Here is a 25,237-nt window from a genome sequence, read left to right as displayed (position 1 = left end):
CCGCCCTCGCCCGTACGCGCCTGAGCGTCACCGCCCCTGACCGGGCCGTACGGCCCCTGGCCCTCCTCCGCTCGGACCCCTACCGGTGGCCGCTCGGTGTTGCCCGCCCGAGGTAGCGTCAGGCGGTTCGCGTTAGACGTCAGGTGCCCGAGGAGTACGGTGAGCGACCCCCAGCCCCCATCCGGGCCGCAGGACCCCTACCAGCCGCCGCAGCCGCCCAGTGATCCGTGGGCACCCCTGCCGCCGGTCGGGCAGCCGGCCGACGCGCAGCCCGACGGCACGTGGGCCGCCCCACCCGACGAGCCCGACAGTGCCTGGGCCACCCCGCAGCCGCCGCCCGCGCCGCCGGTCTCCGGCGCACCCCAGCCTCCGGTCTCCGGTTCTCCCCAGTACCCGTCCGCCGGCTCGCCCCAGCAGCCGGTCTCCGGGTCGCCGCACTACCCGGCCTCGGGTGCCCCCCAGCCGCCCAGCTCGGGATCGCCGTACGCGCCGCACCAGGCAGCCGCTGGCGGGTACCCGCAGCACGACCCGTACCAGGCCGGTGCCGGGTATCCGCAGGCCGGTGCCGCGTACCCGTCGCACGACCCCTACCAGGCGCCCGGCGCCTACCAGCAGCCCGGACCGTACGCGTCGGGTGGCTACCAGCAGGGCGGCTATCCGCCTGGCGGCACCGGCTATCCGCCGGCTGCGCCCGGGTACCCGCTTGGCGCGCCACAGCCCAGCGGTGGTTCCGGCAGCAAGACCGCGCTGATCGTGGTGGCCGTGGTCGCCGCGTTGGCGCTGCTCTGCTGTGGCGGCGGCGTCATCGCGCTGCTGAACGGCACGGATGACGACCGGGAGACCGGCGCGCGGCCCATACCGTCGGCCGCCTCGCCGGCACCGGAACCGTCGCCGAGCGCCGCGCCGACCGAGGCCGCGCCCCCGCCGCCGCCTCCGCCCACCAACTCGCCGCCCAGCGGCGAGACGTACAACCTGAGCATCGGCACCACCCTGGTGGTGAACGACAACGACGGCACCGTCGAGATCACCGTGACCCGGGTGCGGACCGTGAACGAGGGCTGCCGGTCGTTCGCCCCCGAGCCACGGAAGGGCCGCTACCTGATCGCCGACGTGACGGCGACGGTGACCAAGGGCACGGCCTCCATCAACCCGATCTACTTCGAGTGGGTGGCGGCCGACGGGACCACGGTCAACGGCCTGGCCGGGATCCTGGCCGGCTGCGGTGAGACCATCGGCTCCGGCAACAACCTGCCGGCCGGCACCAAGCGGGTCGGCACGGTCGTCTTCGACGTCGCCGACACCAACGGCGTGGTGGAGTACAAGCCGTTGTTCCGCTCCGCCGGTTCCTGGCGGCCGTAGCGCACGCTAGGTCGTCTGCCGGCGGTACGTCGGGCGGGCCGTGCGGGACAGCCGGCTCGCCCGACGACCGGAGTGATCGTCCTGAGTGGACGTCGCTACACTCCGCCCGGTGATCAACAAGAGATGGTCGTCAGCCGCCCTGTTGGGGCTGCTGGCGGCGACCACGCTGGCCGGCCCCGCGCCGGCCCGAGCCGACGACGACCAGGCAGAACCCGTCGCCGAGCCGCCTCGCGTCCAGTTGGTGCTGGACGTGAGCGGCTCGATGCGGGCCACCGACATCGACGGACGCAGCCGCATCTCGGTGGCGCAACAGGCGTTCGGCGAGGTGGTGGACGCCCTGCCCGACGAGACCCAGCTCGGCATCCGGGTGCTCGGGGCCACCTACAAGGGCCAGGACAAGCAGCAGGGCTGCCGGGACACCCAGCAGATCGTGCCGGTCGGTCCGGTGGACCGGACGAAGGCCAAGGCCGCCGTGGCGACACTGCGTCCGACCGGATTCACCCCGGTCGGGCTCGCCCTGCGGGAGGCCGCGAAGGACCTCGGCACCGGCACCACCGCCCGGCGGATCGTGCTGATCACCGACGGCGAGGACACCTGCGCACCGCCGGACCCCTGCCAGGTGGCCCGGGAACTCGCCGCCCAGGGCACCACGCTGGTGGTGGACACCCTCGGCCTGGCACCCGACGAGAAGGTCCGCAAGCAACTGCTCTGCATCGCCGCCGCCACGGGTGGCACGTACACGGCCGCGACAAGCGCCGACGACCTCACGGACCGGCTCAAGCAACTCGTCGACCGGGCCCGAGACACGTACGCCACCACGCCGGCCAAGGTCGACGGAACCGACGTCTGCGAGGGTGCGCCGCTGCTCTCCCCCGGCGTCTACACCGACCGGGAGACCTTCTCCGAGCACCGCTGGTACCGGGTGCCGGTCCGGACGGGACAGGAACTGCGCGCCTCGGTCAGCATCGCGCTCGACCGGCCGATCAATCCCGACCACGGCGTACTGCTGCGGGCCACCGCGGCGGACGGCCGGGAACTGGTCCGGGGCGTGGACGCCGGCAGCGGACGTACCGACGTCGTCTCGGCCGGTCTGCGCTGGTCGGCCACGGAGGACGGCGACGACGCCGAGCGCGACGAGGACGCCACCCCCGCGCCGACGGCCAGCGCCACCCCGGCGGTGACCACCGTCTGTCTGGTGGTCAGCAACATGTTCTCGCCCCGGTCGGGCACCGCGAAGGACCCCGGCATGCCGGTCGAACTGACCGTCGACGTGGTCGCCGCCTCCCCCGCTCCGGACGGGCCGGACCTGGGGCGCGGCTGGGTGCTGCTGCTCCTGCTGACCCTGGCCGGTCTGCTCACCGGGCTCGTCACCGGCCTGCTCACCCGCTGGTGGGTCGCCACCTGGAGGGAGAACTGATGCGTACCCGATCGGCAACCGTGGCCGCGCTGCTGGCCGCCGGCATCGTCCTGGCCCCGGGCGCGGCGCTGGCCGCACCCACCCCCACTCCCTCACCCGGTGCCGCCACCGTGACCAAGGCCGGCACCACGTTCCTCAGCGCCACCCCTATCGCGGCGGGTCAACCGGTGCGGGTGGGCGCCTCCACCGGCGAGTACCTCTACTGGTCGTTCCCGGCGGCGGCGGGCGAGACCCACGAGATCACCGCGACGGTCTCCCTCGCCGAGCAGCGCACCGGCACGTCGACGTGGACCGTGGAGGTCTTCGACGGCCTGCGCCGCCGCCAGGCGTGTACGGCCGGCGCGCAGACCCCGACCGCCGACTCCTCGGTGGGTACCGTGGCCCTCGGTTGCACCCTGCGGCGTGTCCGGCCCTGGGCGGAGCCGTGGTCCGCCGATCCGCTGCCCGGCACGTACTACGTGCGCCTGTCCGTGGTCGACGTGCCCGAGCCCGACCTGGGTCGTCCGATCGACGTGGACCTGCTGATCTCCGCCAGCGGGGACGCCGGCAGCGCCCCGGAGGACGGTCGGCTGGAAGCCCCGCTGGTGGCGCCGACCAACGCCGGTGCCGTGCTGAGCACGGAGCCGACGGTCGCACCGGTCGACGAGGACGACGACGGCTGGAACATCGACCTCACCGGGTGGCTCCCCGAGGCCGGTTCCCGCTGGATCTGGACCACCGCCGGTGGCGTCCTCGCCGCAGTGGCCGGCGTGGTCGGTTTCGCCCTGACCCGCCGCCCGTCCGCCCGGCGGGTCCGCGCGTGACCCCACCCGTCCGGTGACCCCGCCGGCAGGTCGCGCCCGGGCGTGACCTGCCGGCGGTTCCGATCAGCAGGCCTGGGGCGCACCGGAGTAGTGGACACCGGCGCGGCCGATCACCGTCAGGTCGGTCAACGCGGTGTTCGCCGACCGCCGAATGTAGCAGGAGTACCGGTGCTGATTGATCACTTCGAGGTGGATGTGTGCGCCGGAGTCGCCGTTGACCTGGTAGCAGCTGGAGTAGCGGAACCGGCCGGTCTCGCCCAGCTTGGTCCACGGCCCGACAGTCGCGCCGACCACGATGCCGGCCGGCTTGTTGGCGACGTGCATGACGTCGGCGCGGGCGATGACCGCATCGAGCCGGTCGTCCCGGGCCTCCAGCCCGATGCGGTACCCGCCGTCGGCCAGGTTCCCGGTAGCGCAACCGGCCCGCACGGTGACCACGCGGACCGAGATCGGATGACCGGCGGCGCTCTTCGTGCCGAACGGCGAGACCACGGTCGCGCCGGGGTTGCGGTAGATGTCGACCGACCAGTCGTTGAGATATCCCCAGTTCGAGAAGACCCGGTGGTGGCTCGCCGGCCCGGAGAGCCCGAAGCGGTCCCAGGTGGACGCACCCTGGATAGGCGGATAGACGCTGACCGCGTCGGCCACGGCGTGCGCCTGGCCGGCACCGGCCGGGACGAGTGCCGCGCCGACGACGAGCAGACCGACGACGGCCTGACGGACCACGCTGCTGATCTTCACTGGGCCTCCTGATCCGGGCAGCCGGGTTCGCCCGACTGCCGCCGCACCGACGCACTCGTGGCGCGTCGACGTCCACAACGGAAGCGATCAATATAGATCAGTGTCGTCGGGTGGGCCACGGTCGCCGTCGAAGGCCCGTGCCAGGAAGAGGCCCTAGTCCAGGGCGAAGGTGGCCGACGCGCGCCCGGGGCCGTCCGACACGGCTTCCAGGTGCAGCAGCCCGTCGCGGTGCCGGACGTACTGGCCGGGGAAGTTCACCGCCTCCAGCGACACCTTCGCCGCGTCGGCGAGCCCGGCCCGGCGGGTGAACGTGGCGTCCTGCCGGAACAGGGTGGAGCCGTCGCTGCGCTCCACCCAGAGCTGGTGGTTACGGTGCCGCAGGTAGTAGCCGGGATAGTTGGTCGACTCCAACGAGATCGCCGACGGGTCGGACAGACCGGCGACGATCCGGAACTGCGAGTCGGCCAGGACGGCGACGTTCGGCTCCAACCGCACCCGGAACTCCCAGTGCCGGATGTAGCGGTCCGGCAGGTCGTGCGCGCGCAACCGCACCGGGCTGAGGCCGTCCGGCACCGGTACGCCGAAGTTCGGCGTACCGTCGGCGTTCCAGTAGACCCGCTGGAGCCGGGTACGCCGGTTCGGGTCGGTCAGCGGGTCGTAGCCGTTGCCGAGGTACCGCTCGTAGTTGCGGGAGTGGTAGACGATCACGTCGCTGCCGTCCTCGGCCACGGTGAACGAGTTGTGCCCCGGACCCCACTGACCCGTCCGGGCGTCGCTGGCCAGCACCGGCGTGGACCACTTGCTCCACGACGCCGGATTGAGCAGGTCACTGGTGGCCGAGGCGGTGAGCAGCCCGACCGCGTAACTGGCGTCGGTGGCGCTGGCCGAATACGTCATGAACACCCGCCCGTTGCGGATCAGCACCGCCGGCCCCTCGTTGACCCGGTACCCCCGGGTCTCCCAGGCGTGCGTGGGGGTGGCGATCAGGGCCGGGGTGCCCGCGTACGTCCACGGGTTGGTGGCACGGGCCAGGTAGATGTTCGAGTTGCTACCGGCGTACTCGGCCCAGGCCAGATAGCGGACTCCGTTGTGGACGAACGTGGTGGCGTCGAGCGAGAAGCCGCTGCGGGCCGGTTGGAGCTGTCCACGTTCCACCCACGGCCCGTCCAACGGGTTCGCCGCACTGCTCTCCAGCACGTACGGCCGAATGGCCCAGATGTCGTCGGTGCGGCCGGCGGCGAAGTAGACGTACCACTTGCCGCCGATGAAGTGGATCTCGGGAGCCCAGATGTGGGCGCCCATCTCGCCGCTGGCGTGCTTGCGCCAGATCACCCGCTCGGCGGCGGTGGCCAGTCCCTGGAGCGTGGTGGCACGGCGCAGCACGATCCGGTCGTACTCCGGGACGGTGGCGGTGAAGTAGTAGTACCCGTCGGTGTGCCGGTAGACGTGCGGGTCGGCACGCTGCTCGGCCAGTGGATTGGTGAAGGTGACCGGGGCGGCCTGCGCCGGCACCGCCCCCACCGCCACCACGGCGCCTCCCGCCAACACCAGGACCGCCGCCATCGCCACGACCCTGCGGACACTGCGCCGCACCATAGCCCCGCCCTTCCACCACGACAGGAACACCGCCACCGCATTGATAGCGCTAACAATCACCACCGTCAAGAGAACGTCATCTATACGAAACCCCACCGCAGCACACCGCCCCCCACACGCCCCCACCTCACGCCCCCCACGCGTTGATCAAGAGGTTTGCGCCGACGACGGCACCCCGGAGCGACCAAAACCTCTTGATCAACGCGGCGGCGGGAACTTGAGGTCAACGCGGAAGCGCTGGTCTTCGCTCGCCGCGCGCACCCGGAGTACCCGAAACGGCCTGAACCGGTCAGTCGAGGCAGAACTCGTTGCCCTCGACGTCCTGCATCACGAGGCAGGACTCGTTGAAGCCGTCGGATTCCAGCAGCCGGACCCGGGCGCCGCCGAGCGCGACCAGCCGCGCGCCCTCGGCTTCGAGCGCGGCCACGCGTTCCGCGCCGACGAGCCCGGTGGCGGCCCGCACGTCGAGGTGCAGCCGGTTCTTGACCACCTTGCCCTCGGGTACGCGCTGGAAGAACAGCCTCGGACCCGCGCCGGTCGGGTCGACGCAGGCGAATGCCGCGCCCTGCCGCTCGGGCGGCAACGCGCGAGTGAACTCCGCCCAGTCAGCGAAGCCCTCCGGTGGCGGCGGCACCACGTATCCCAGCACCTCGCACCAGAAACGGGCGACACGCTCGGGTTCTGCACAGTCGAAGGTCACCTGGACCTGCTTCACGGATGCCATCGACCCACCATAGGGGTAGTTCCTCAGGCCGGGGGCCCGCCCTGCAGCAGGCGCGCGATCCGCTCGTACTCGGCGGCCATCTCGGGGGTGGCCAGGAAGTCGTCGAGGTCGGCGGAGACCTGGTGGTCGACCTCCTCGACGGAGCGGAGCGCCAGCTCGTAGAGCTCGTCGCGCTGCCCGGTCTCCAGGTACGTCGTCCAGTGTTCGAGCGCGATCAGGGCGATGAGCAGGTCCGGGTCCATGTCGCCGTCGGTGAGGGCACCCTCCTCGATCCGCGTGATCAGCGCACGTGACGTGGCGGCGTCGGCCGTCCCGACGGTCTTCCGGGCGAGCGCGAACGCCGCCGCGGCGTCCTCGTCCAGTTCCCCGTCGGCGGCGACGTCGACCAGTCCCTCGTCGCGTACGAGGCGGGCCACCGTCTCGACGCCGAACACCCGGAGTTCGTCCTCTCCGGCCGTGTCCACGAGCCGACGGATCGCTGTTTCGAGCTGGTCGTATCGCACCACGGCAGTCTAGGGAACAGGTGAGACTTGACCCTGTCACGGTGTCAAGGTCTTCACTAGTGGTCGGAGGTGGTTCCCATCGACTCGACCGACCAGCCCACGCCCGACGCACGAGTGGTCGGCGCGTTGTCCGCCGACGACCCGTCGAGGCGGCTCAACGCGGCCCTGGCCCTCGGTACGCACCCGCATCCCGGTGCCGTGGACGTACTCGTGGCGCGCGGCGGGGTCGAACCGGACTTCTTCGTGCGCGACATGCTCACCTGGGCGCTGACCCGGCTGCCGTCGGAGGTCACGGTGCCGAGGCTGCTGGCGGAGCTCGACTCCACCCATGCCCAGGCCCGCAGTCAGGCGCTGCACAGCCTGTCCAAGATCAGGGACCGGAGCGTCTGGCCGGCGATCACGACCGCGTTGCTGCGCGACGCCGACGACACGGTGGCGCGGACCGCCTGGCGAACGGCCGTCGTGCTCGTACCCGACGCGGAGCGGTCGGCACTGGCCACGGAGCTGGCCACGCAGTTCGGTCGCGGGGACCGGGAGGTCCAGCTCAGTCTGAGCCAGGCCCTCGTCGAGCTGGCCGACGTGGTCGAGCCGGTCCTGGCGGCGGCGGCCACCCACCGGGACCCGGCGGTACGGGCGCACGCGCGCGCCACCGAACGCCTGCTGCTCGACCCGGAGGCCGGATTCGACCTCGCCGTGCACGAGGCGAGAAGGGTCGCGGTGCTCGGCCCGGACCGGGAGGAGACACCCGGTGCTGATCGGTGAGGTGGCACGACGGTCGGGGGTGAGCGCCCGGATGCTCCGGCACTATGACGCGCTCGGGCTGGTCCGTCCCACCGGTCGCACCGTGGGCGGCTTCCGGGAGTACACCCCGGAGAACGTCCGGCGGATCTTCCACGTGGAGGGGCTGCGCTCGCTGGGGCTGTCGCTGCGGGAGATCGGTCGTACCCTCGACGACCCCGCCTTCACCCCGGCGGCGCTGGTCGGCGACCTCATCCGGCGGACCGAGGAGCGGCTGCACCGGGAGCGCGAGCTGCTCGACCGGCTCCGCACGGTCGATGCCGCCGGGCCCACCGACTGGCCGGAGGTGGCGCGTCTGATCGAACTGCTGCACGGTCTCGGATCGGGCAGTGCCGCGCGCCGCCAGCAGGCGGTCCTCGTCGAGCACGAGTCGGCCCCCACCGAGTTGCTGGCCGAGGCGGTGCTCGGCGAGTCCGATCCGCACGTCGCCGGGGCGCTGCGGTGGGCTCTCGCGCGGGCGGCCGGTGCCGGTGTGGCCCGGGTGGCGTCCGGCCTGACCTCGGGTGACGCCGAGGTGCGGCGGCGCGCGGTCCGGGCGCTCGCCGAGTTGCCGGGCGACGAGGCGAGTGCCGCCCTCGTCGACGCGCTCGCCGACGCCGAGCCGGCGGTGCGCGGACCGGCCGCGCTCGCGCTCGGCGCCCGGGGCGACACCCGGGCGGTGCCGACGCTTGTCGGTCTCGTGGTCGAGGGTCCCAACGACGTCGAGGCGGCCGAACTGCTGGGCACCCTCGCCGAGGACGCGACGTGGGCGGAACGGATCATGACTGCGCTGGCCGACGAACTCGCCGATCCGGGCGCGGACTCGGCGGCGCGGATGCGGCTGACCCAGGCCCTCGCGGAGATGCCGGGGACCCTCGCGGCGGACACGCTGCGCCGGTTGACCCGCGACGACGACCGGCCGGTGGCGCTCGTCGCCTCGGCCCTGCTCGCCGTCCTCGACGGGCGCGACGGCGACGCCCGGAGCGCCGCGACCTGACGCCGGGTCAGGCCGGGACGTGCCCGTTCAGGTACGCGTTGATCTGGTCGATCTCCAACTGGTTGAAGATCTCGGGTTGGTCGGCGGCCTGGTTCGAGTTGATGATCCGCTTGAACAGGTTGTAGTGGGCCATCGACCGCAGCCCGATCACGCGGTTGGGGGTGACCAGGTAGCCGGTGCCGCCGGTGCTCCAGATGAGGTACATGAGTCCGTCCTTGGTGAGAATCGCGGGTGGCTGGCCGGTTGCCCCGGCGTAGGGAGCGCCGGTGAGGATCGACTCGGGGTCCACGCGGTGCCCGTTCGGATGGAAGATCTCCAGGTGCAGGTGCGGCCCGGTGGAGCGGCCCGTCGACCCGACGTTGCCGAGGTGCTGCCCGGCCGCGAGCTGCGCGCCGACCCGCACCACGGGTACGTCCCGCAGGTGACCGTAGACGCTGCGCCACCCGTCGGCGTGGGTGACCGTGGCGTGGTGACCGAGCCCGGCGGCGCTGTAGGTGACGCCGGTGACGGTGCCGGCCGCGATCGACCGGACCGGATAGCCGAGGATGCCGCCGTAGCTGTAGTCGGTGCCGTTGTGCTGCCGCCGCTCGCCGGTGATCGGGTCGACCCGTACGCCGAACGACGAGGTGATCGGGACCCACTTGTCGAACGGTCGGTTCCAGCGGGGCGTCGCCCCGTACGCCGCCTCGGCGAGCCACGCCTCCGGGATCACGCCGACGGCGAGGGTGGCGGTGATCAGGCCCAGCAGGCGCCGGCGATCGATCAGGTGACCTTCGTCCACAACTGCTCCAGCCGGTAGCCGGGACACGTCGGCCGACACCGTCGAAGCCACAACGACGATCTTCGATCGAACGGGGTTTGGAGTCTAGGTCACCACGGTGCCGGGACGCCACCCCTCAGGCGGTCGCACCGCCGTCGATCGCGATCGACGCACCGGTGATGTGCCGGCCGCCGTCACCCACCAGGTGACTGACGGTCGCGGCCACGTCGGCCGGCGACGCGTACCGCCCGAGGGCGATCTGCGTCCGCTGCGCGTCCGCACCGTCGCTGTCGGCCGGATTCATGTCGGTGTCGGTCGAGCCGGGCAGGATCAGGTTGACGGTGATGCCACGCGGGCCGAGTTCGCGGGCCAGGGCCCGGGTCAGCCCGTTCACCGCGCTCTTGGTCATCGCGTACGCGCTGACTCCGGGCGCGGGGACACGACTGGCGAAGCTGCTGCCGATGTTGACGATCCGCCCACCATCGCCCATGTGCCGCACCGCCGCCTGGGTGGCCAGGTACACCCCGCGTACGTTCACCGCGACCGCCCGGTCCAGCGCGTCGAAGCTGACCGACTCGATCGGCCCACCCGCGAACACCCCCGCGTTGTTGACCAGGATGTCCAGCCGCCCCAACTCGGCCACCGTCCGGTCCACCGCGTCGATCACCGCCGTCGGATCGGCGCTGTCCGCGCTGAGCGACAAGCCGGTCCGCCCGTACGCCTCGATGTCGGCCAGGACGGACTTCGCGTTGTCCCCCGCCGTGCGGTAGGTGAACGCGACGTCGATCCCGTCCTCGGCGAGGCGGCGCGCGACGGCGGCGCCGATGCCCCGGCTCCCGCCCGTGACCAGGGCGACCCTGCCGGCAGTTCTGACCGTCATCCCGCAATCCTGACAGTTCACTCAGGATTGCGATCATCCGGGTCGCCTGTGACGACTGGCCTTCCCGGGCTCCTCGTCCGGCGAGCCGCCGGGCACCCCGCACCGTAAGAAATCCGAAATAGACTGACAGCGCCGGTGGAGTTTCCGCCGACATAGGCTCCGGCGATGACGCGCAAACCCCTGACCTGGCTCCTCGCCGTCCTGCTGGGCGCAGGCGCGGCATTCGGTCTCTACTGGTTCCAACCGTGGAAGCTGTTCACCAACCAGGTGGTCGCCGAGACACTGCCGGAGGTCGGCGCACCCGCGCCCGAGGGTTCGCCGGCAGCGGCCGGGTCCCCCTCCGCCCAGGCGTCACCTTCCGCCGCCGACGTCTCCGTCGCGCCGAGTCCGAGGAACAGGCTGCTGGCCAGCGGAGAGTTCGTCACCCACGAACACGAGACCACCGGCACCGCCCGACTGATCCGGCTCGCGGACGGCAGTCACCGGCTGGCACTCCAGGACCTGTCCACCTCCAACGGCCCCGACCTGCGAGTCTGGCTCACCGACCAGCCGGTGATCGCCGGCCGGGACGGCTGGCACGTCTTCGACGACGGGCGATGGCTCGAACTCGACCGGCTCAAGGGAAACCGGGGCGACCAGGTGTACGACATCCCCGCCGACGCGAATCTCGACGACTTCCGCAGCGTCTCGATCTGGTGCAAGCGGTTCTCGGTGTCCTTCGGCGCGGCCGAACTCCGCAAACCGTCCTGACCTGCTCCGCGCCCGGTGCTCCGACGCCGGCCGCAGAACATCGAGGCGAACGGGTCGACACCTGTCGGTGTGTAGGCAGACGGCATGTCGGGTACCTCGCGCCTGACACCCCTTACCCCTGCCCAGGAGGACTCCATGACCGTCGTACTCGCCGTTGTCTGCAGCGACGGGGTGGTGATCGGCGCGGACTCCCAGATCACCGAGAGCGACCGTGGTCTGAGCTTCCCCGCCCAGAAGCTGCATCCGCTGGGCTCCTCCGCCGCCTGGGGCGGCAGTGGCGCGCGGGGCGTACTCAACGACCTGCGTCCCCTCCTGGAGGAATCGGCCACCGCCATCCTCGAAGCCCCCGACATCGGCGACGAGTTGCAGGAGCGCGTCCTGCCCATCTTCAAGAAGCACTACAAGAACTACATCCCGGACGTGCCCGGCGAGCCCAACGGCGGCGGGGTGTCGGCGTACCTGCTCGCGGTCGGCTTCAGCCAGGGCGGGCCGTGGATCGTGGAGATCAACCCAAACGGGCTCATCGGCCGCTACGAGGACGTGGGCTTCCACGCCATCGGCTCCGGCGCCCCCATGGCCCAGCAGGCCGGCGCGCTGCTGTCCCACTTCCGGATGACCACGCGCACCGTCGAGTACGGCGTGGTGGGCGTGGTACGGGTGCTGGAGGCGCTGGAGCGGACCTCGCCGTCGGTCGGCGGGCCGTTCAGCGTCGCGTGCATCCGTGAGGAGGGCGCCCACCACCTCGACGAGAAGGAGATCGCCAAGGCGCTGAAGGACGCCCAGCGCTGGCGCGAACTCGAACAGAAGGCGCTCGACGGGCTGTTCGACTGACACCGGGACCTCGTTCGTGATGACTCAGCGCAGCGCGGCGGCCACGGTGGCGATGCCCTCCTCGATGGCCGAGGCGGAGTTGGCCGCGTAGCCGAGGACCAGGCCGGGCGGGTACGGCCGGCGGCAGTGCCAGGACAACGGCTGCACCTTCACCCCACGGGCGAGAGTCGCCGCCGCCAACTCGGTGTCCACCACGTTGCCGTCCAGGGTGACGGTCAGGTGCAGCCCGGCCGCTGCTCCGTGCACGGTCGCCCTGGGCAGGTGACGTGCCAGGGCGGCGATCATCGCGTCCCGGCGGCGTACGTGCCGGCGGCGCAGCAGCCGCAGTTGCCGTTCCAGCGCCCCTGAGGTGATCAGCTCGGCGAGGACCAGTTGCGGCAGAATCGCGTTGCCCAGGTCGGCGTTGCGTTTGGCGGCCACCACGGGGTCCCGGTACCGGTGGGGCACCAGCAGCCAACCGATCCGCAGCGCCGGGGCGAGCAGCTTCGACACGCTGCCGGCGTAGCAGACCCGCTCCGGCAGGGTGGCCCGCAGCGCGGGCACCGGCGGGCGGTCGTAGCGGTGCTCGGCGTCGTAGTCGTCCTCGATGACCAGACCGCCGCTGCGGGCCCAGTCGGCGAGCCGGCGGCGCCGCTCGCCGTCGAGCACCACGCCGGTCGGGAACTGGTGCGCGGGGGTGAGCATCACCGCGGGTGCCCCGCTGGCGGCCAGTTCGTCCACCCGCAGTCCGGCGGCGTCGACCGGGATCGGCACCGTGTCGAGCCGCCAGTTGTCGAGATGTTGCCGGACGCCGAGGGAGCCGGGGTCTTCCACGCCGACGGTGGTGATGCCGTCGTCCGGCAGCACCTGGGCGAGCAGGCCGAGCGCCTGCGACACCCCGGTGGTGACGATCACCTCGGCCGGGTCGACGCTGATCCCCCGGTTGAGGGCCAGCCACCCGGCGACGGCGCGGCGCAGCGTCGGCGTCCCGCACGGGTCGCCGTAGCCGAGGTCCGATGCGGCCAGCCGCCCCAGCACCACCTTCTCGGCCCGCAGCCAGGCCGCGCGGGGAAACGCCGCCAGATCGGGTACGCCGGGTGTCAGGTCGATCCGCGCCGGGGCGGCGCGTACCGCGTCGAAGGCGTCCGGGCCGGGTACCTGCGGGAACAGGACGGTGTCGTCCGACGATCGGACACCGGGTGTCCCCGAGGTCCGCGCCCCGCACCCCGTCCCGGCGCCCGGCGGCGCCGCGACTCCGGTGGCGACCACCACGGTCCCGGCACGGCCCCGGCCGGCGAGGTGCCCGTCCTCCACCAGGCGCTGGTACGCCTCGACCACCACCCCCCGCGACACCCCGAGATCGGCGGCGAGTACCCGGGTGGCGGGCAGCCTGGCGCCGACCGGTACCACCCCGTCGCCGATCGCCCGGCGTAGCCGGTGGGCAAGCCAGGCCGCCCGCCCACCCGCCGGAGCCTGCCCGATGTCGAGATGCAGGAAGTCCGACCCGGCGTTGACCGGGGGCCCCGCCACCACCGGAGGCGTGACCGTCCTTTCGGTTATGGACCGGTCGGGCGGGGCGGTTTTGGCACTGTCCATCGGACCATTCTGGCGACAGGGTTGCCGGTGTGCCATCACCGGACCAGGGAGCAACCTCGTGACCATCGCGTTCCTGTTGACCACGCTCGTCGTGGTCGTCACCCCGGGCGCCGGGGTGCTGTTCACACTCTCCGCCGGGTTGACCGGTGGGCGCCGGGCCGCCCTGGTCGCCGCGCTGGGCGGCACCCTGGGCACCGTCCCGCACCTGGTGGCGGCCGTGACCGGGCTCGCCGCGCTGCTGCACTCCAGCGCGCTCGCCTTCGACCTGGTCAAGTACCTGGGCGTGGGCTACCTGCTCTGGCTCGCCTTCGCCACGCTGCGGGACCGGGGTGCGATCACCGTGGACGACACCTCCCCCACCCGTCCGGCGGGCAAGGTCATCGTCTCGGCGGTGCTGATGAACCTGCTCAATCCGAAGTTGACGATCTTCTTTGTGGCGTTCCTGCCGCAGTTCGTCCACCCGGAGACGCCGGGAGCCCTCGGCCGGATGCTCGGGCTCGGCGCGGTGTTCACCGCCACCACGCTGGTGGTCTTCGTCGGCTATGGCCTGGGAGCCGCCGCCGTACGCCGACGCGTGCTCGACCGCCCCCGGGTGGCCGACTGGTTGCGCCGGTGCTTCGCCGGGTCGTTCCTGGCGCTGGGCCTGCTGCTGGCCCGCGCCGAGGCGTGAGGAGTCGAGGCGTGTACTTCCAGCACTCTCCCGAGGTCCGGGCCGAGCATCCGCCACTGGTCGCCGGCGTGCTGTACGCCGAGGGCGTCTCCGGTGAGCCGCGAGCCGAACTGCCGCTGGCCGACCTGCTGGCGCAGGCCCGGCAGCGGCTCGCCGCCGGCAGCGAAGCGGGTCTTGCGGAGATCCAGGCGTGGCGTCGGGCATTCGCCCGGATGGGGCTGGCGCCGACCAGGTACCGCTGTGCGTCGGAGTCCCTGCTGCGGCGGCTGCGTACCACCGGTGACCTGCCCCGGGTGCACCCGCTCGTCGACCTCGGCAACGCCGTCTCGGCCGCGTACGCGATCCCGGTCGGAATCCTCGACGTCGATCGCGTCGGCGGTGGCATCGAGGTTCGGCACGCCCGGGGCGACGAGCGCTACCTGACCTTGGGCGGGGCCGAGGAGCGGCCCGACCCCGGTGAGGTGATCTTCGCCGACCCGCACGGACGGGCCCACGCCCGACGCTGGACCAACAGACAGAGCGGCTGGTCGGCGGTGCGCGAGGAGACCTCCACCGTGCTGGTCGTCGTCGAGGCGATGCACGACTCGGCCGCCACGGACGTACCGCGTCTGCTGGGCACACTCGCCGCCGAACTGGACCGGGCGTGGAAAGTGCCCGCGAGGACGGCCCTGCTGACATCGACCGCCCCGGATTTCCGGTGCATGACGTGACGCAGCGGGCGGGCGTGGTCGGCCTGATCAGGCGGTCTCGCCCACAGTGGCCGACCAGGTGTGGCAGCAGCGCTCCGGCGGAGACCATCTGCCGGAGGATCACAAGACCATCCGATATCACCCACCGCTGCCACCCCGCCGACCGCCGACCATCCGGTCACCGTGTTTGCCACCGTCCCGCCCGCCGCCCGGCTCGTACTGTCTCGCGAGAGTCCGGGCGTTGCGGGCGGGACGTCTGCCGCTGTGGTCGGGTGCGGTCAGCAGCAGGTGCCGGTGGTGGCGGGCTGCTTGTCGGCGGCGGGGGTGTCGCAGGCGCTCGCGGTGGTCTTCTCCAGGTGGTCGGAGTCGGCCTTGACGGTGTAGACCTCCCAGGGTTCGTCACCGGGGCCACGCACCCAGACCTTGTCCTGGAGGGCGTAGCAGCATTCGGTGCTGTTCTCCTCCAGGGTGATCAGGCCGGATTCGGTGAGGCGCCGGGTGGCGGCGTTGACCTCTTCGGTGGTGGAGACCTCGACGCCCAGGTGGTCCAGCACGGTCGGCTGGCCGGGCTCGCCCGCCAGGAGCACGAGCTTCAACGGCGGGTCCTGGACGGCGAAGTTGGCGTAGCCGGGGCGGCGCTTGGCCGGGTCGACACCGAACAGCTTCGCGTAGAAGGCCACGGAGCCTTCGAGGTCGGACACGCGCAGGGCAAGTTGAACGCGGGACATGGGCTGTCTCCTCTCGGCAGGGCCACGATCACCGCGACCCGTCCTGCCTAGATGATTTTCGAATCAGCCCCCACGTTGCCTCTTGTTTTGAAATCTGTCAACCTAGACGCATGTCGAAACAAGCCGTGCCGGTGGTCGACCTGAACGCGGTGGCCTGCTGCGCCCCGATCGCGGCCCGTCCGATGGACGACGACCAGGCGGCGGTGGTCGCCCCGATGTTCAAGGCCCTGGGCGACCCGGTCCGACTCCGGCTGATGTCGATGATCGCCTCGGTGCCGGAGATCTGCGTCTGTGACCTGACCCCGGCGTTCGACCTGTCCGGACCCACCATCTCCCACCATCTGCGGGTGCTGCGGGACGCTGGCCTGGTGGACTCCGAGCGGCGGGGCACCTGGGTCTGGTACCAGGTCCGACCGGAAGCTCTCCGCCAGCTCGGCGCACTGCTGGACATCCCCACGGCCCCCCGGGTCACCGGGTGAGCCTCGCGCTGACCCGCCGGGCAAGCGCAGAGTTCACCGGCACGGCCCTGCTGGTCACCGCCGTCGTCGGCTCCGGGATCGCCGCCACCCGGCTCTCCCCGACAGATGTGGGCCTCCAGCTCCTGCAGAACGCGGTCGCCACCGCCCTCGCTCTGGGCGCGTTGATCCTGATGTTCGGCCCCGTGTCGGGCGCGCACCTCAATCCGGTCGTCTCGGCCGTCGACTGGTGGCTCGGCCGCCGGTCCGGGACCGGTCTGACTCTCCGGGACCTGGCCGCCTACGTCTGCGCGCAGGTCACCGGGGCCGTCGCCGGGGCGGTTCTGGCCGCCCTCATGTTCGGGCTCCCGCCGGTCACCTGGTCCCACACCGACCGCACCGGCGGAAATCTGTGGCTGGCCGAGATGGTCGCCACCGCCGGGCTGGTCCTCCTGGTCTTCGCCCTCGCCCGCTCCGGCAACACCACCGTGGCCCCGGCCGCCGTCGGCGCCTACATCGGATCGGCCTACTGGTTCACCTCCTCGACCTCCTTCGCCAACCCGGCGGTCACCATCGGCCGGGCCTTCACCGACACCTTCGCGGGCATCGCCCCCGCCTCCGTGCCCGGCTTCGTCGCCGCCCAGCTCCTCGGCGGCCTGGTGGCCGTCGCCGCCCTCGCCGCCTGGTACCCCCACGCCGGGCACGCCGCCGACGCGGTGGTCGTGCCCCACCCCACCCGAGAAAGCGCAGCTCGATGACCGACAAGCCCAGCGTCCTGTTCGTCTGCGTCCACAACGCCGGCCGCTCCCAGATGGCCGCCGCCTGGCTCCGCCACCTCGCAGGGGACACCGTCGAGGTCCGCTCCGCCGGCAGCGCGCCCACCGACCAGATCAATCCCACCGCCGTCGAAGCCATGCGGGAAGTCGGCATCGACATCACCGACCAGACCCCGACCCGACTCACCTGGGACACCGCCCAAACCAGCGACATCATCGTCACCATGGGCTGCGGCGACGCCTGCCCCGTCTTCCCCGGCAAACGCTACGAAGACTGGAAACTCACCGACCCCGCCGGCCAACCCCTCGACGTCGTCCGCAACGTCCGCGACCACATCAAGACCCACATCACCGAACTGCTCGCCAGCATCCAGCCGGAGAACTGACAACCCACCCGCACCTCCCGGTCTCCCTGAGGGTGCCCGGGATCGGACTCGGCTTTCGGGTCATCGACCGGCACCCGCGGACACCGCCACAGCGGCTCTCGGGTGACCCGTCCGTGGCCCCTGAGGACTCGTCCGGGGCCACGAGCCTGCGGCTGACGCCCCGGCTGTCTCCGTTCCTGCTCCATGGCTGCGCCGTGCGCGCCGGGGCGTGACCGGCCGCCCGGCCGCACGCGCGTCCCGGCGTGGTACGGCGGCGGGCCGCAGGGCGCCGCAACATGGTCAGCACGGCGCTTCGGAAGGGTGCGGGGAACCGCTCGGGGTCGGCGCTTCCGGGCTGAGTTGTGCCGGATCTGCGCCAAATGATCAATGGCCAGCGTTTCCGCTGGCCATTGATGTTGCTGGTGGAGCTGAGGGGATTTGAACCCCTGACCCCCTCGATGCGAACGAGGTGCGCTACCAGTCTGCGCCACAGCCCCTCCGCCGTTTTACCGGCTTCGGTCCCACCCGGCTTTCACCAGGCGGGCCGGCGACAAGGCTAACAGGTCGACCGCCTTCGCCGCGAACCGCCCCGCCCGCTCGACGCCCCAAGATCGCCACACCCCGGACACCTGGCTCCTCGGCCCCCACGAGGCAGCAGAATCCCCGATATTGCCGCCTTCACCCACCGCCGAGGCAGCAACAACCGTGAAACTGCTGCCTGGCGACCAGCCTCCACCCTGCACGGGGTGGCGAGCCCTCGGACAGGAGGTCAGGCGCTGTGCGAGCCGCGGCCGGCCTCGTAGGGGCGACCACGCAGGCCACCGGCGCGGCGGTAGGAGACCGAGCCGCCGCTGGCGACCTGCGGCAGGTCGGCGGGGCGATCCAGGCCCATGGCGGAACGCCGGACGGACTCCCGCTGGGCGGCCAGGCGACGCTGGGCCTCCCGGCGAGCGGCGGCGCGGCGTGCCTGTTCGCGGCGCACCTCGGCCTGCCGGGCGGCCAGCCAGGCGGCCTCGCGGGCCCGGGCACGCCGTCGACGGCGGTCGGCGAGGGCGCGGGCGCGCAGGTGGACGACGTACACGATGAGCAGGGTGCCGGTGACCGCGAAGCTGATCCAGAAGCCGGGGCCGACCACCAGGACGCCGACCAGTTCGACGGCGTTGAGCAGCACCAGGGCGGCGAGGACCCGACGGCGGCGGTAGACGGCGGGGGTGTGCGGGCGTCGGCGGTCGGCGCGGCGGCGTGGACGGCTCCCGGCCGGCGTGACGGAGCGCAGCCGACTCGGACGGCCGGACCGACGCGACGCGGGAGCGCTGTCGGCGGCGCCGGAACCGGTCGACGCCGGATCGCCCGCAGCCGCACCGCCGGAGCGGGCCGATGCGGAGCCGCGCGGGGAGTCACCGGTGCGAGGTGCGGGTGGGCCGGAGACCGGGGCGGCGAGCTGGCCCGAGCTGGGGTTCTCGCTGAGGGTGACGACGAGGGCGCGCGACGGGTTGACCGGTCGGCGGCCGGGGACAGTGCGGCGTCGTCGGCGGCGCTGGAGCACCCGCGCCGTCGACTGCGCCCGCTCCGCCACCAACCGCTCGGCGGCGTCGTACCGGCGAACCAGCGCCGGAGCGAGAGCGAGCAGACCGGCGGCGGCGAGGACGGCGAGGAGCACCGAGGTCGGCACCCTCACCCCTCCCGTCACCAAGATTCGGAGCAACCGCCGACCGGCCGCAGGATCTTTCACCGATCGGCGTCGGCGACGTGAATCATGCGGAGCGGGCAGCGCCTGCCGCAGCTTGCAGTTACCTGAGGTTACGGGTCAGGCTGGCCGGAACCACCGCGCCGCGCCGATTCCGCACGTGGGACGGCTCACGGCGTACGGGCGCGCAGCCGGTGCCAACGGGCCAGCAGCCCGCCCTCGGCGGCGATCTCCTCGCTCGTCATCGCGTACCCGATGTGGTCCCGCCACGCACCGTCGATGTGCATGTAGCGCGCGTGGTACGCCTCCTCGCGGAAGCCGAGCTTCTCCACCACGCGACGCGACGGCCCGTTCTCCGGCCGGATGTTGACCTCCACCCGGTGCAGTCCACCCGGGCCGAAGGCGTGGTCGACGGCGAGCGCCATCGCGGTCGGGATCACGCCCTGACCGGCGACCCGACGGTCCACCCAGTACCCGACGTAGCCGGAGCAGAACGCCCGACGCACGATGCTGCCGATGTTGATGTGCCCGACCAGACGTTCCAGGCCGTCGGCATAGAGGCAGACCGCGAACGGCATGCCCTCGCCGGTACGCGCCGACCGCCGCTGGTCGCGGTACACCCAGCGGAAGGTGGCCGGCGAGTTCAGTTCGGTCCAGCCACCGGCCGGCGTGGACTCCCACGGGGCCAGCCACTCCCGGTTGGCGCAGCGCACCTCGGACCAGGCCGCCGCGTCGGAGCGTCGGTACGGTCGCAGCAGCACCGGACCGTCGGAGAGCACCACCGGCCAGCCGGGAGCCCGTCGGAACCGCACCACTCCTCCACTCCCGAGCGTCACCCGGATTCACCGTCGACGGTCGAGCAGCAGCACGTCCACGGTGGAGCCGGCAGCGGCGGCGGTGACCCGCTCACCGAGAACGAGAAGTCCGTTCGCCTCCGCCAGACCGGAGAGGGTGAACGGACCGCCGTTGAGCGGTTGGACAGTGTAACCCCCACCCCGTCGCTCGGCGACGTGCGCGGGCCGGAACTCGCGCAGACCCACCGGCGAGGAGACCGTCTCCAGCAGGTGCGCCCGCACGCTGGGGCGGAACACCGGTTCGGCGCCGGCCAGCAGGTTGATCGCGGGACGGGCCAGCACCTCGAAACCGATCATCGCGGCACCGGGGTCGCCGGGCAGACACACCACCGGCACCTCCTCGGCGCCGACGGTGCCGAAGCCGAGCGCGGTGCCCGGATAGAGCGCCACGTCGGTGAAGGTGACCGGTCCGGCGCGGCTGCCCTCCCGCCGGGACAGGATGCGGCGGACCATGTCGCCGGGGCCGGTGCCGGTGCCGCCGGTGGTGATGATCAGGTCGGCCCGCAGGGTCTGGTCCTCCAGCAGGCCGCGCAGCCCCTCCGGGTCGTCGTCGCAGATGCCCACCCGGTACGCCAGGGCACCCGCCTCCGCCGCCGCCGCGGTCAACGCGTGCGAGTTGGCGTCCACCACCTGGCCGGGCTGGCTGCCCCGGCCGACGTCCACCAGTTCGTCGCCGGTGGCCACGATCACCACCCGGGGGCTGGGGCGGACCACCACGTGCCCGATGCCGGTGGCGGCGAGGACCGCGACCAGCGCCGGTGAGACGTACGTGCCGGCGCGGGCGAGCATCGTGCCGGCGGCCACCTCCTCACCGGCCCGGCGTACGCCGTAGCCCCGCTTCGGGGCGCGGAAGATCTCCACCGCGGCCATGCCCTGGTCGGTCCACTCGACCGGGACGACCACGTCGGCGGCGACCGGGAGTGGCGCTCCGGCGGCCACCGAGAAGCACGAGCCGGGGGTGAGGCGGACCGGCCGCCAACTGGCCGCGCCGAGGTCACCGACCACGTTGAGGCGTATCGTGCGACCACCCGGACGGCCGGACTGGGCCGGGACGTATCCCACGCCCCGGGTCCCGCCGGCGATGTCCTCCCAGCGCGCGGCGTACCCGTCCACGGCCGCCTGGTCGAAGGCCGGGAACGAGTGCGGAGCGACGACGTCCTCGGCGAGGACGTTGCCGTGCGCCTGGGTGAGGTCGAGGTCGAGCGGAGGCAGCGCACGTAACCTGCGCAGCACACTGCCCAGGTAGTCGGCGAGCGGCGTCAACCCGTTTTCGGCCGCCTCGGCGTCGGCCGTCGCGGTCATGTATTCGGACCGCCCGACGCGTCGGAGTTGACGAACTCGGTCAGCCACTTGCGGAACTCGCTGCCCAGGTCCTCGCGTTCGGCGGCGATCTGGACGACGGTCTGCAGGTAGCCCAGCGGCATACCGGTGTCGTAGCGGGTGCCGCGGTAGACGATCGCGTGCACCGGAGTGCCCTCGGTCCGCAGCAGCTCCATGGCGTCGGTGAGTTGGATCTCGCCGCCGCTGCCGGGCTCGGTACGCCGGATCGCGTCGAAGATCCTGCCCGGCAGGACGTACCTGCCGAGCACGGCCAGGTTGCTCGGGGCGTCCTCCGGCTTGGGCTTCTCCACCATGCCGGTGACCCGGACGACCTCGCCGATGTCGGTCAGCTCGGACTCGGCGGGCTCGACCGAGGCGATGCCGTAGCGCGTGGTCTCCGCCGGGTCGACCTCGAAGAAGGCGAGCACCACGCCACCGGTACGGGACTGCAGCTCCAACATGGCCGGCAGCAGCGGCTCGGAGAGGTTGACGAACTCGTCGCCGAGCATCACCGCGAAGGGCTCGTCGCCGACGTGCGACTCGGCGTACCCGACGGCGTGGCCGAGGCCGAGCTGCTCGGGCTGCCGGCAGGTGTAGATGGCGGCCAGTTCCTCGGTGCGCTTGACGGCGGCCAGCAGCTCGGGCTTCTCCGCGAGCCGCTCCTCCAGTTCGGGGCGGCGATCGAAGTGATCGACCATCGATGTCTTGCCGCGCCCGGTGATCAGGAGCACGTCGCCGATACCGGCCTGGGCGGCCTCCTCGACGATGTACTGCAACACGGGGCGGTCGACGACCGGTAGCAGCTCCTTGGGTACCGCCTTGGTCGCCGGCAGGAACCGGGTGGCCAGGCCGGCGGCCGGGATGACGGCCTTGACGGCACGGGGACGACCGGTGGCGGCGGTCGCTGAGGGGTTCGCTGAGTGCTCCGACATGTCGCGAGACTATCGGCCGGGGCCGTGACGCGGCGGGTGAGGACCGGAAGACGCGCCGCCCGCCGGGGCAGTTCTGCCGGTCCCGGCGGAACCGGCCCCGGCCGGTTCGTCGCCGGTGGTCGGTTCGCCCGGATCGCCCTCGGGTCCGGCCCGGGGCAGACCGTCCCGCGGGCTACGGGTCGCCACCAGCACCGGTAGCTCCCGGGTGGCGGACGCCTCGCGGGCGGGAGCCAGCCGCCAGGTGTCCCGGCCACCCGACTTGGCGGCGTACAGCGCCTCGTCGGCCGCCTGGAGCACCTGCGGTCCGGTGTCGGCGTGGTCCGGAAAGACGGCGATCCCGATCGATACCGTCACCGGGACGTGGTCCGGCACCCCGGCGTGCCCCGCCACGGAGACCGGGCTGTCCCGGACGGCCGTGGCGAGCCGCTCGGCGACGATGGTCGCGCCCCGGGCGTCGGTCTCCGGCAGCAGCACCACGAACTCCTCCCCGCCCTGCCGGAAGGCGAGGTCCACCTCGCGGATCTCGCCCCGTACGCGTCGGGCGAACTCGGCCAGCACGGTGTCCCCGGCCGGGTGCCCGTACGTGTCGTTGATCCGCTTGAACCGGTCCAGGTCCAGCACGAGGACGCTGACCGTCCGACCGAACCGGCTGGCCCGTTCCACCTCGCGACGCACCGACTCGCGCAGGTAGCGGTAGTTCCACAGCCCGGTCAGCGGGTCGGTGAGCGAGAGCCGCTGCGCCTCCTCGTGGACGCGGACGTTCTCCACCGCCACCGCCGCGTGCCCGGCGAAGGTGCGCAGCGTCGCCAGGTCGTCGTCGTCGAACTCGGCTCCGCCCGGTCGGTCGTAGAGGGCGAGCACGCCGAGCACTGTCTCCGGCGCGTCCGGCCGGGTTCCGGCGGTCGCGGCGTCGCACCCCGGGCCGGGTTCGGCGCGCACGGTCGCCTCGGGCGTGGTGAACGGCACCGCGACGTACGTCCGGCAGGGCGGTTCGCCGTCGGTGTCGGCCGGGTCCACCCGTCCCCGGCAGGGTCGGCCGGTCGCCGCGACCTCGCCCAGCAGACCGCTGCCCACCGGCACCGACCCGGTGCCGGGCCAGTACCCGTCGAGCCCCTCGGAGCACTGGGCGACCAGCACGCCGCCGGGCTCGGTGAGCAGCACCGCACCGGCCCGGGCGCCGGTCGCGGCGAGCGCGCTGCGCAGGATCACCCGCAGGATCCGTTGCAGGTCGTGCGTACTGGCCAGGGTGTCGCCCAGCACCGCGAGGTGCCCGCGTAGCTGGTCGCGGCTGCTGGCCAACGCCGCCAGATAGCCACCGGTCTCCTGGGCCATCCGGTTGAACGCGGCGGCGAGGCGGCCGACCTCGTCGTCACTGCGTACCGGCACCCGGGCGGTCAGGTCACCGGCTGCCACCCGGTCCACCGCACCGGCCAGTTCCACCAGCGGGCGGGTGGTCACCCGCGCCAGTCGCCAGGCGGCGGCCACCCCCAGCAGGGCGGCGAGCAGCACCACGCCGACCAGCACGGCGTGCAGCCCGGGTGGCTGGTCGCTGGGCACCGAGAGCACCAGGTGCAGCGGCTGGCCGGTGGTCGGGCCGGCCCGGCGCAGGTACCGGCCGTCCGGCGTGCCGGTCACCCGCTCACCGCGCAGCGACGCGGCGGCGGCGACCACCTCGTCCCGGCCGTTCGCCGACTCCGTGGTGTGCGCGACGTGCGGTACGCCGCCGCCGTCGAGCAGGGTCACCGCGACGCCGGTCACCGCCGCGAGACGCGCCACGAACCGGGGGTCGACCGGCTGGGCGGCGGAGACGGTGCCGAGCGCCGTTCCGGTCGGGTCGCGCATTTCCACCCGGACGGCGAGCGCACCGACCGGCCCGGCGGAGACCGCGCCGAGACCGATCACGGGCGGCTCCGCTGGGCCGCAGTCCCGCCAGGGCGCCGGTGGGGCGTCCGGGGTGGCGAAGCTGACCCGGCCGGTCACGTCGGTGACCAGCACCGCCGAGGCCAGGCCCCGGCTGACCACCTGGCTGGCGGCACCCGGCCGGTCGGCGGTGAGGGCGACCGCGTCCGCGGCGGCACGGAGTTGCTGGCAGAGCGCGTCGATCGAGGTGCGCACGGCGGTGGCGGCCACCGCGAGCCGCTCGGTGGCGCGGCTGCGGTCCATGGTCGCCACGGTGGAGGCGACGAAGACGGCACCGAGCAGGACCGGGCCGAACGCCACGGCCAGGAACGACGCGGTCAACCGCCCCCGTAGCGTCAACGCCTCACCTTCCCCCCGGAAGTTGCGCGACCGTCGCCTGCGATGCTGACACAGAGCAACGGCGGGAAAGGCGTTGCGTGAGGGGTGTTGCGTGCCTGAATTTGCGGAAGGAGCGGAAGTGACGCATGACGCGAAGCGGGCGGCACGGGTGACGCTGCTGGCCCGCCGTCGGGCGTACACCGCCGCCGCGCGGGAGAGCGCCGCCGGAGCCGTCCAGGCCGCACTCGTCGACCTGGTACGCCGACTACGGCCGACCCGGGTGGCCGCGTACGCGCCGGCGGGCGGTGAGCCGGGCGGCCCGGACCTGCCGGCGGTGCTCGCCGACGCGTTGCCGCCCGGCGCCGAGCTGCTGCTGCCGGTGCTCCGCGACGACCTGGACCTGGACTGGGCCCGCTGGGCGGGAGCCGACGCGATGGTCGCCGCCGGTCGGGGCATCCGCGAGCCGGACACCCCTCGGCTGGGTCTCGACGCGATCGCCACGGCCGAAGTGGTCGTGGTGCCCGCCCTGGCCGTCGACCGCCGGGGCGTACGCCTGGGTCGGGGTGGCGGCTCGTACGATCGGGCGCTGGCCCGGGTGCCGGCGACCGCCCTCACGGTGACGCCGCTGTACGACGGCGAGCTGCTCGACGAGGTCCCGGCCGAGCCCCACGACCGTCCGGTACGCGCGGCGCTCACCCCGAGCGGCGGCCTGCTCCCGCTCTCGGGTGTCGCGCCACACACTTCCGCTGGACGAACCGGCCCCCGATGACGCACCATTGGCACTCGAATACGTCGAGTGCCAACCGGCCG

The 25,237-nt window shown here is 72.7% G+C and carries 26 protein-coding genes and 1 tRNA gene; 13 read left to right on the top strand and 14 right to left on the bottom strand.

The window, feature by feature from the left end; all coding sequences use genetic code 11:
- Window positions 1-159: 159 nt before the first annotated feature.
- The 3 genes from ABZ738_RS06850 to ABZ738_RS06840 all read left to right on the top strand — a co-directional run bounded on the left by ABZ738_RS06850 (window position 160) and on the right by ABZ738_RS06840 (window position 3,579).
- Window positions 160-1,359 (top strand): hypothetical protein, encoded by a 1,200-nt coding sequence (locus ABZ738_RS06850; protein WP_176092511.1) that lies wholly within the window; start codon window positions 160-162, stop codon window positions 1,357-1,359.
- A gap of 109 nt (window positions 1,360-1,468) precedes the next feature.
- Window positions 1,469-2,776, top strand: a complete 1,308-nt coding sequence (locus tag ABZ738_RS06845; protein ID WP_131054976.1) for a VWA domain-containing protein — start codon at window positions 1,469-1,471, stop codon at window positions 2,774-2,776.
- Window positions 2,776-3,579, top strand: a complete 804-nt coding sequence (locus ABZ738_RS06840; protein WP_131054977.1) for a peptidase — start codon at window positions 2,776-2,778, stop codon at window positions 3,577-3,579. Before ABZ738_RS06845 ends, ABZ738_RS06840 begins: the two co-directional genes overlap by 1 nt.
- A 63-nt stretch (window positions 3,580-3,642) precedes the next feature.
- On the opposite strand, the gene ABZ738_RS06835 is transcribed toward ABZ738_RS06840, so the two are convergent.
- The 4 genes from ABZ738_RS06835 to ABZ738_RS06820 form a co-directional block, all read right to left on the bottom strand.
- Window positions 3,643-4,320 (bottom strand): hypothetical protein, encoded by a 678-nt coding sequence (locus ABZ738_RS06835; RefSeq protein WP_357211616.1) that lies wholly within the window; start codon window positions 4,318-4,320, stop codon window positions 3,643-3,645.
- Window positions 4,321-4,473: 153 nt separating this feature from the next.
- Window positions 4,474-5,883 carry a family 43 glycosylhydrolase gene (locus tag ABZ738_RS06830; RefSeq protein ID WP_357211614.1) on the bottom strand — a complete coding sequence of 470 codons (1,410 nt, stop codon included), beginning with the start codon at window positions 5,881-5,883 and terminating at the stop codon, window positions 4,474-4,476.
- A gap of 322 nt (window positions 5,884-6,205) precedes the next feature.
- Window positions 6,206-6,640 (bottom strand): VOC family protein, encoded by a 435-nt coding sequence (locus ABZ738_RS06825; RefSeq protein ID WP_176092506.1) that lies wholly within the window; start codon window positions 6,638-6,640, stop codon window positions 6,206-6,208.
- A 23-nt stretch (window positions 6,641-6,663) separates the two neighbouring features.
- Entirely contained in the window at window positions 6,664-7,143 is a 480-nt protein-coding gene (locus ABZ738_RS06820) for a hypothetical protein (RefSeq protein ID WP_131054981.1), read from the bottom strand.
- A gap of 69 nt (window positions 7,144-7,212) precedes the next feature.
- On the opposite strand from ABZ738_RS06820, the gene ABZ738_RS06815 reads away from it, so the two are divergent.
- Together ABZ738_RS06815 and ABZ738_RS06810 are read left to right on the top strand one after the other, a co-directional pair.
- The gene (locus ABZ738_RS06815; RefSeq protein ID WP_357211612.1) at window positions 7,213-7,905 is read left to right on the top strand and encodes a HEAT repeat domain-containing protein; all 693 of its coding nucleotides are present in this window, start codon (window positions 7,213-7,215) and stop codon (window positions 7,903-7,905) included.
- Complete coding sequence (locus ABZ738_RS06810; protein WP_357211610.1) at window positions 7,892-8,917, top strand: MerR family transcriptional regulator; 1,026 nt, start codon at window positions 7,892-7,894, stop codon at window positions 8,915-8,917. The genes ABZ738_RS06815 and ABZ738_RS06810 overlap by 14 nt, the downstream gene beginning before the upstream one ends.
- Before the next feature lie 7 nt (window positions 8,918-8,924).
- Here ABZ738_RS06810 and ABZ738_RS06805 read toward each other — a convergent pair whose 3' ends face one another.
- The gene (locus tag ABZ738_RS06805) at window positions 8,925-9,698 is read right to left on the bottom strand and encodes a M23 family metallopeptidase (RefSeq protein WP_357211608.1); all 774 of its coding nucleotides are present in this window, start codon (window positions 9,696-9,698) and stop codon (window positions 8,925-8,927) included.
- A gap of 115 nt (window positions 9,699-9,813) precedes the next feature.
- Window positions 9,814-10,557, bottom strand: a complete 744-nt coding sequence (locus ABZ738_RS06800; RefSeq protein ID WP_131056446.1) for an SDR family oxidoreductase — start codon at window positions 10,555-10,557, stop codon at window positions 9,814-9,816.
- Between the two features lie 165 nt (window positions 10,558-10,722).
- On the opposite strand from ABZ738_RS06800, the gene ABZ738_RS06795 reads away from it, so the two are divergent.
- Both ABZ738_RS06795 and ABZ738_RS06790 read left to right on the top strand, forming a co-directional pair.
- Entirely contained in the window at window positions 10,723-11,307 is a 585-nt protein-coding gene (locus tag ABZ738_RS06795) for a DM13 domain-containing protein (protein WP_131056444.1), read from the top strand.
- Between the two features lie 135 nt (window positions 11,308-11,442).
- Window positions 11,443-12,138, top strand: a complete 696-nt coding sequence (locus ABZ738_RS06790; RefSeq protein WP_131056442.1) for a proteasome protein — start codon at window positions 11,443-11,445, stop codon at window positions 12,136-12,138.
- Between the two features lie 24 nt (window positions 12,139-12,162).
- Here the strand turns inward: ABZ738_RS06790 and ABZ738_RS06785 are convergent, their stop codons facing one another.
- Window positions 12,163-13,713 carry a PLP-dependent aminotransferase family protein gene (locus ABZ738_RS06785; RefSeq protein WP_176092501.1) on the bottom strand — a complete coding sequence of 517 codons (1,551 nt, stop codon included), beginning with the start codon at window positions 13,711-13,713 and terminating at the stop codon, window positions 12,163-12,165.
- 58 nt (window positions 13,714-13,771) lie between these two features.
- Between ABZ738_RS06785 and ABZ738_RS06780 the strand changes: the two genes are divergently transcribed.
- Both ABZ738_RS06780 and ABZ738_RS06775 read left to right on the top strand, forming a co-directional pair.
- Window positions 13,772-14,383 (top strand): LysE family translocator, encoded by a 612-nt coding sequence (locus tag ABZ738_RS06780; protein ID WP_131056307.1) that lies wholly within the window; start codon window positions 13,772-13,774, stop codon window positions 14,381-14,383.
- 11 nt (window positions 14,384-14,394) lie between these two features.
- A complete protein-coding gene (locus ABZ738_RS06775) occupies window positions 14,395-15,093 on the top strand; it encodes a phenylalanine--tRNA ligase beta subunit-related protein (protein ID WP_131056305.1) in 699 nt (232 codons plus the stop codon).
- 257 nt (window positions 15,094-15,350) lie between these two features.
- Here ABZ738_RS06775 and ABZ738_RS06770 read toward each other — a convergent pair whose 3' ends face one another.
- Window positions 15,351-15,800, bottom strand: coding sequence for an ArsI/CadI family heavy metal resistance metalloenzyme (locus ABZ738_RS06770; protein WP_357211603.1), 450 nt, complete (start codon window positions 15,798-15,800; stop codon window positions 15,351-15,353).
- 110 nt (window positions 15,801-15,910) lie between these two features.
- Between ABZ738_RS06770 and ABZ738_RS06765 the strand changes: the two genes are divergently transcribed.
- From ABZ738_RS06765 to ABZ738_RS06755, 3 genes are read left to right on the top strand one after another with little or no spacing between them, the layout of a single operon-like run.
- Entirely contained in the window at window positions 15,911-16,279 is a 369-nt protein-coding gene (locus ABZ738_RS06765) for a metalloregulator ArsR/SmtB family transcription factor (protein ID WP_357211601.1), read from the top strand.
- Window positions 16,276-17,013, top strand: coding sequence for an aquaporin (locus ABZ738_RS06760; protein WP_357211599.1), 738 nt, complete (start codon window positions 16,276-16,278; stop codon window positions 17,011-17,013). Before ABZ738_RS06765 ends, ABZ738_RS06760 begins: the two co-directional genes overlap by 4 nt.
- Window positions 17,010-17,417 carry an arsenate reductase ArsC gene (locus ABZ738_RS06755; protein ID WP_357211597.1) on the top strand — a complete coding sequence of 136 codons (408 nt, stop codon included), beginning with the start codon at window positions 17,010-17,012 and terminating at the stop codon, window positions 17,415-17,417. The genes ABZ738_RS06760 and ABZ738_RS06755 overlap by 4 nt, the downstream gene beginning before the upstream one ends.
- Window positions 17,418-17,816: 399 nt before the next feature.
- Here the strand turns inward: ABZ738_RS06755 and ABZ738_RS06750 are convergent.
- The 6 genes from ABZ738_RS06750 to ABZ738_RS06725 form a co-directional block, all read right to left on the bottom strand.
- Window positions 17,817-17,893: transfer RNA gene (locus tag ABZ738_RS06750), tRNA-Ala, on the bottom strand.
- 272 nt (window positions 17,894-18,165) lie between these two features.
- Window positions 18,166-19,074 (bottom strand): hypothetical protein, encoded by a 909-nt coding sequence (locus ABZ738_RS06745; protein ID WP_357211595.1) that lies wholly within the window; start codon window positions 19,072-19,074, stop codon window positions 18,166-18,168.
- Between the two features lie 179 nt (window positions 19,075-19,253).
- A complete protein-coding gene (locus ABZ738_RS06740) occupies window positions 19,254-19,895 on the bottom strand; it encodes a GNAT family protein (RefSeq protein ID WP_131052644.1) in 642 nt (213 codons plus the stop codon).
- A 30-nt stretch (window positions 19,896-19,925) separates the two neighbouring features.
- Window positions 19,926-21,239 carry a gephyrin-like molybdotransferase Glp gene (gene glp, locus ABZ738_RS06735; protein WP_131052643.1) on the bottom strand — a complete coding sequence of 438 codons (1,314 nt, stop codon included), beginning with the start codon at window positions 21,237-21,239 and terminating at the stop codon, window positions 19,926-19,928.
- Window positions 21,236-22,189, bottom strand: a complete 954-nt coding sequence (locus ABZ738_RS06730) for a UTP--glucose-1-phosphate uridylyltransferase (RefSeq protein ID WP_357211592.1) — start codon at window positions 22,187-22,189, stop codon at window positions 21,236-21,238. The genes glp and ABZ738_RS06730 overlap by 4 nt, the downstream gene beginning before the upstream one ends.
- A 9-nt stretch (window positions 22,190-22,198) precedes the next feature.
- A complete protein-coding gene (locus ABZ738_RS06725) occupies window positions 22,199-24,448 on the bottom strand; it encodes a diguanylate cyclase (RefSeq protein WP_162854345.1) in 2,250 nt (749 codons plus the stop codon).
- Between the two features lie 118 nt (window positions 24,449-24,566).
- Here ABZ738_RS06725 and ABZ738_RS06720 point away from each other — a divergent pair, with 118 nt between their 5' ends.
- On the top strand, window positions 24,567-25,196 hold the full coding sequence (locus ABZ738_RS06720) for a 5-formyltetrahydrofolate cyclo-ligase (protein WP_357211590.1): 630 nt from the start codon (window positions 24,567-24,569) through the stop codon (window positions 25,194-25,196).
- Window positions 25,197-25,237: the final 41 nt, after the last annotated feature.

This window comes from Micromonospora sp. NPDC047793 (assembly GCF_040642635.1).
Taxonomy (GTDB): Bacteria; Actinomycetota; Actinomycetes; order Mycobacteriales; family Micromonosporaceae; genus Micromonospora.
This window is presented reverse-complemented; position numbering and strand designations above follow the sequence as displayed.

Bases quoted from the DNA above. Each gene is read 5' to 3' on its own strand.
- ABZ738_RS06785 (WP_176092501.1), bottom strand. From the start codon at position 13,713: ATGGACAGTGCCAAAACCGCCCCGCCCGACCGGTCCATAACCGAAAGG.
- ABZ738_RS06770 (WP_357211603.1), bottom strand. From the start codon at position 15,800: ATGTCCCGCGTTCAACTTGCCCTGCGCGTGTCCGACCTCGAAGGCTCC.
- ABZ738_RS06795 (WP_131056444.1), top strand. From the start codon at position 10,723: ATGACGCGCAAACCCCTGACCTGGCTCCTCGCCGTCCTGCTGGGCGCA.
- ABZ738_RS06830 (WP_357211614.1), bottom strand. From the start codon at position 5,883: ATGGCGGCGGTCCTGGTGTTGGCGGGAGGCGCCGTGGTGGCGGTGGGG.
- ABZ738_RS06825 (WP_176092506.1), bottom strand. From the start codon at position 6,640: ATGGCATCCGTGAAGCAGGTCCAGGTGACCTTCGACTGTGCAGAACCC.
- ABZ738_RS06730 (WP_357211592.1), bottom strand. From the start codon at position 22,189: ATGTCGGAGCACTCAGCGAACCCCTCAGCGACCGCCGCCACCGGTCGT.
- ABZ738_RS06800 (WP_131056446.1), bottom strand. From the start codon at position 10,557: ATGACGGTCAGAACTGCCGGCAGGGTCGCCCTGGTCACGGGCGGGAGC.
- ABZ738_RS06840 (WP_131054977.1), top strand. From the start codon at position 2,776: ATGCGTACCCGATCGGCAACCGTGGCCGCGCTGCTGGCCGCCGGCATC.
- ABZ738_RS06790 (WP_131056442.1), top strand. From the start codon at position 11,443: ATGACCGTCGTACTCGCCGTTGTCTGCAGCGACGGGGTGGTGATCGGC.
- ABZ738_RS06765 (WP_357211601.1), top strand. From the start codon at position 15,911: ATGTCGAAACAAGCCGTGCCGGTGGTCGACCTGAACGCGGTGGCCTGC.
- glp (WP_131052643.1), bottom strand. From the start codon at position 21,239: ATGACCGCGACGGCCGACGCCGAGGCGGCCGAAAACGGGTTGACGCCG.
- ABZ738_RS06755 (WP_357211597.1), top strand. From the start codon at position 17,010: ATGACCGACAAGCCCAGCGTCCTGTTCGTCTGCGTCCACAACGCCGGC.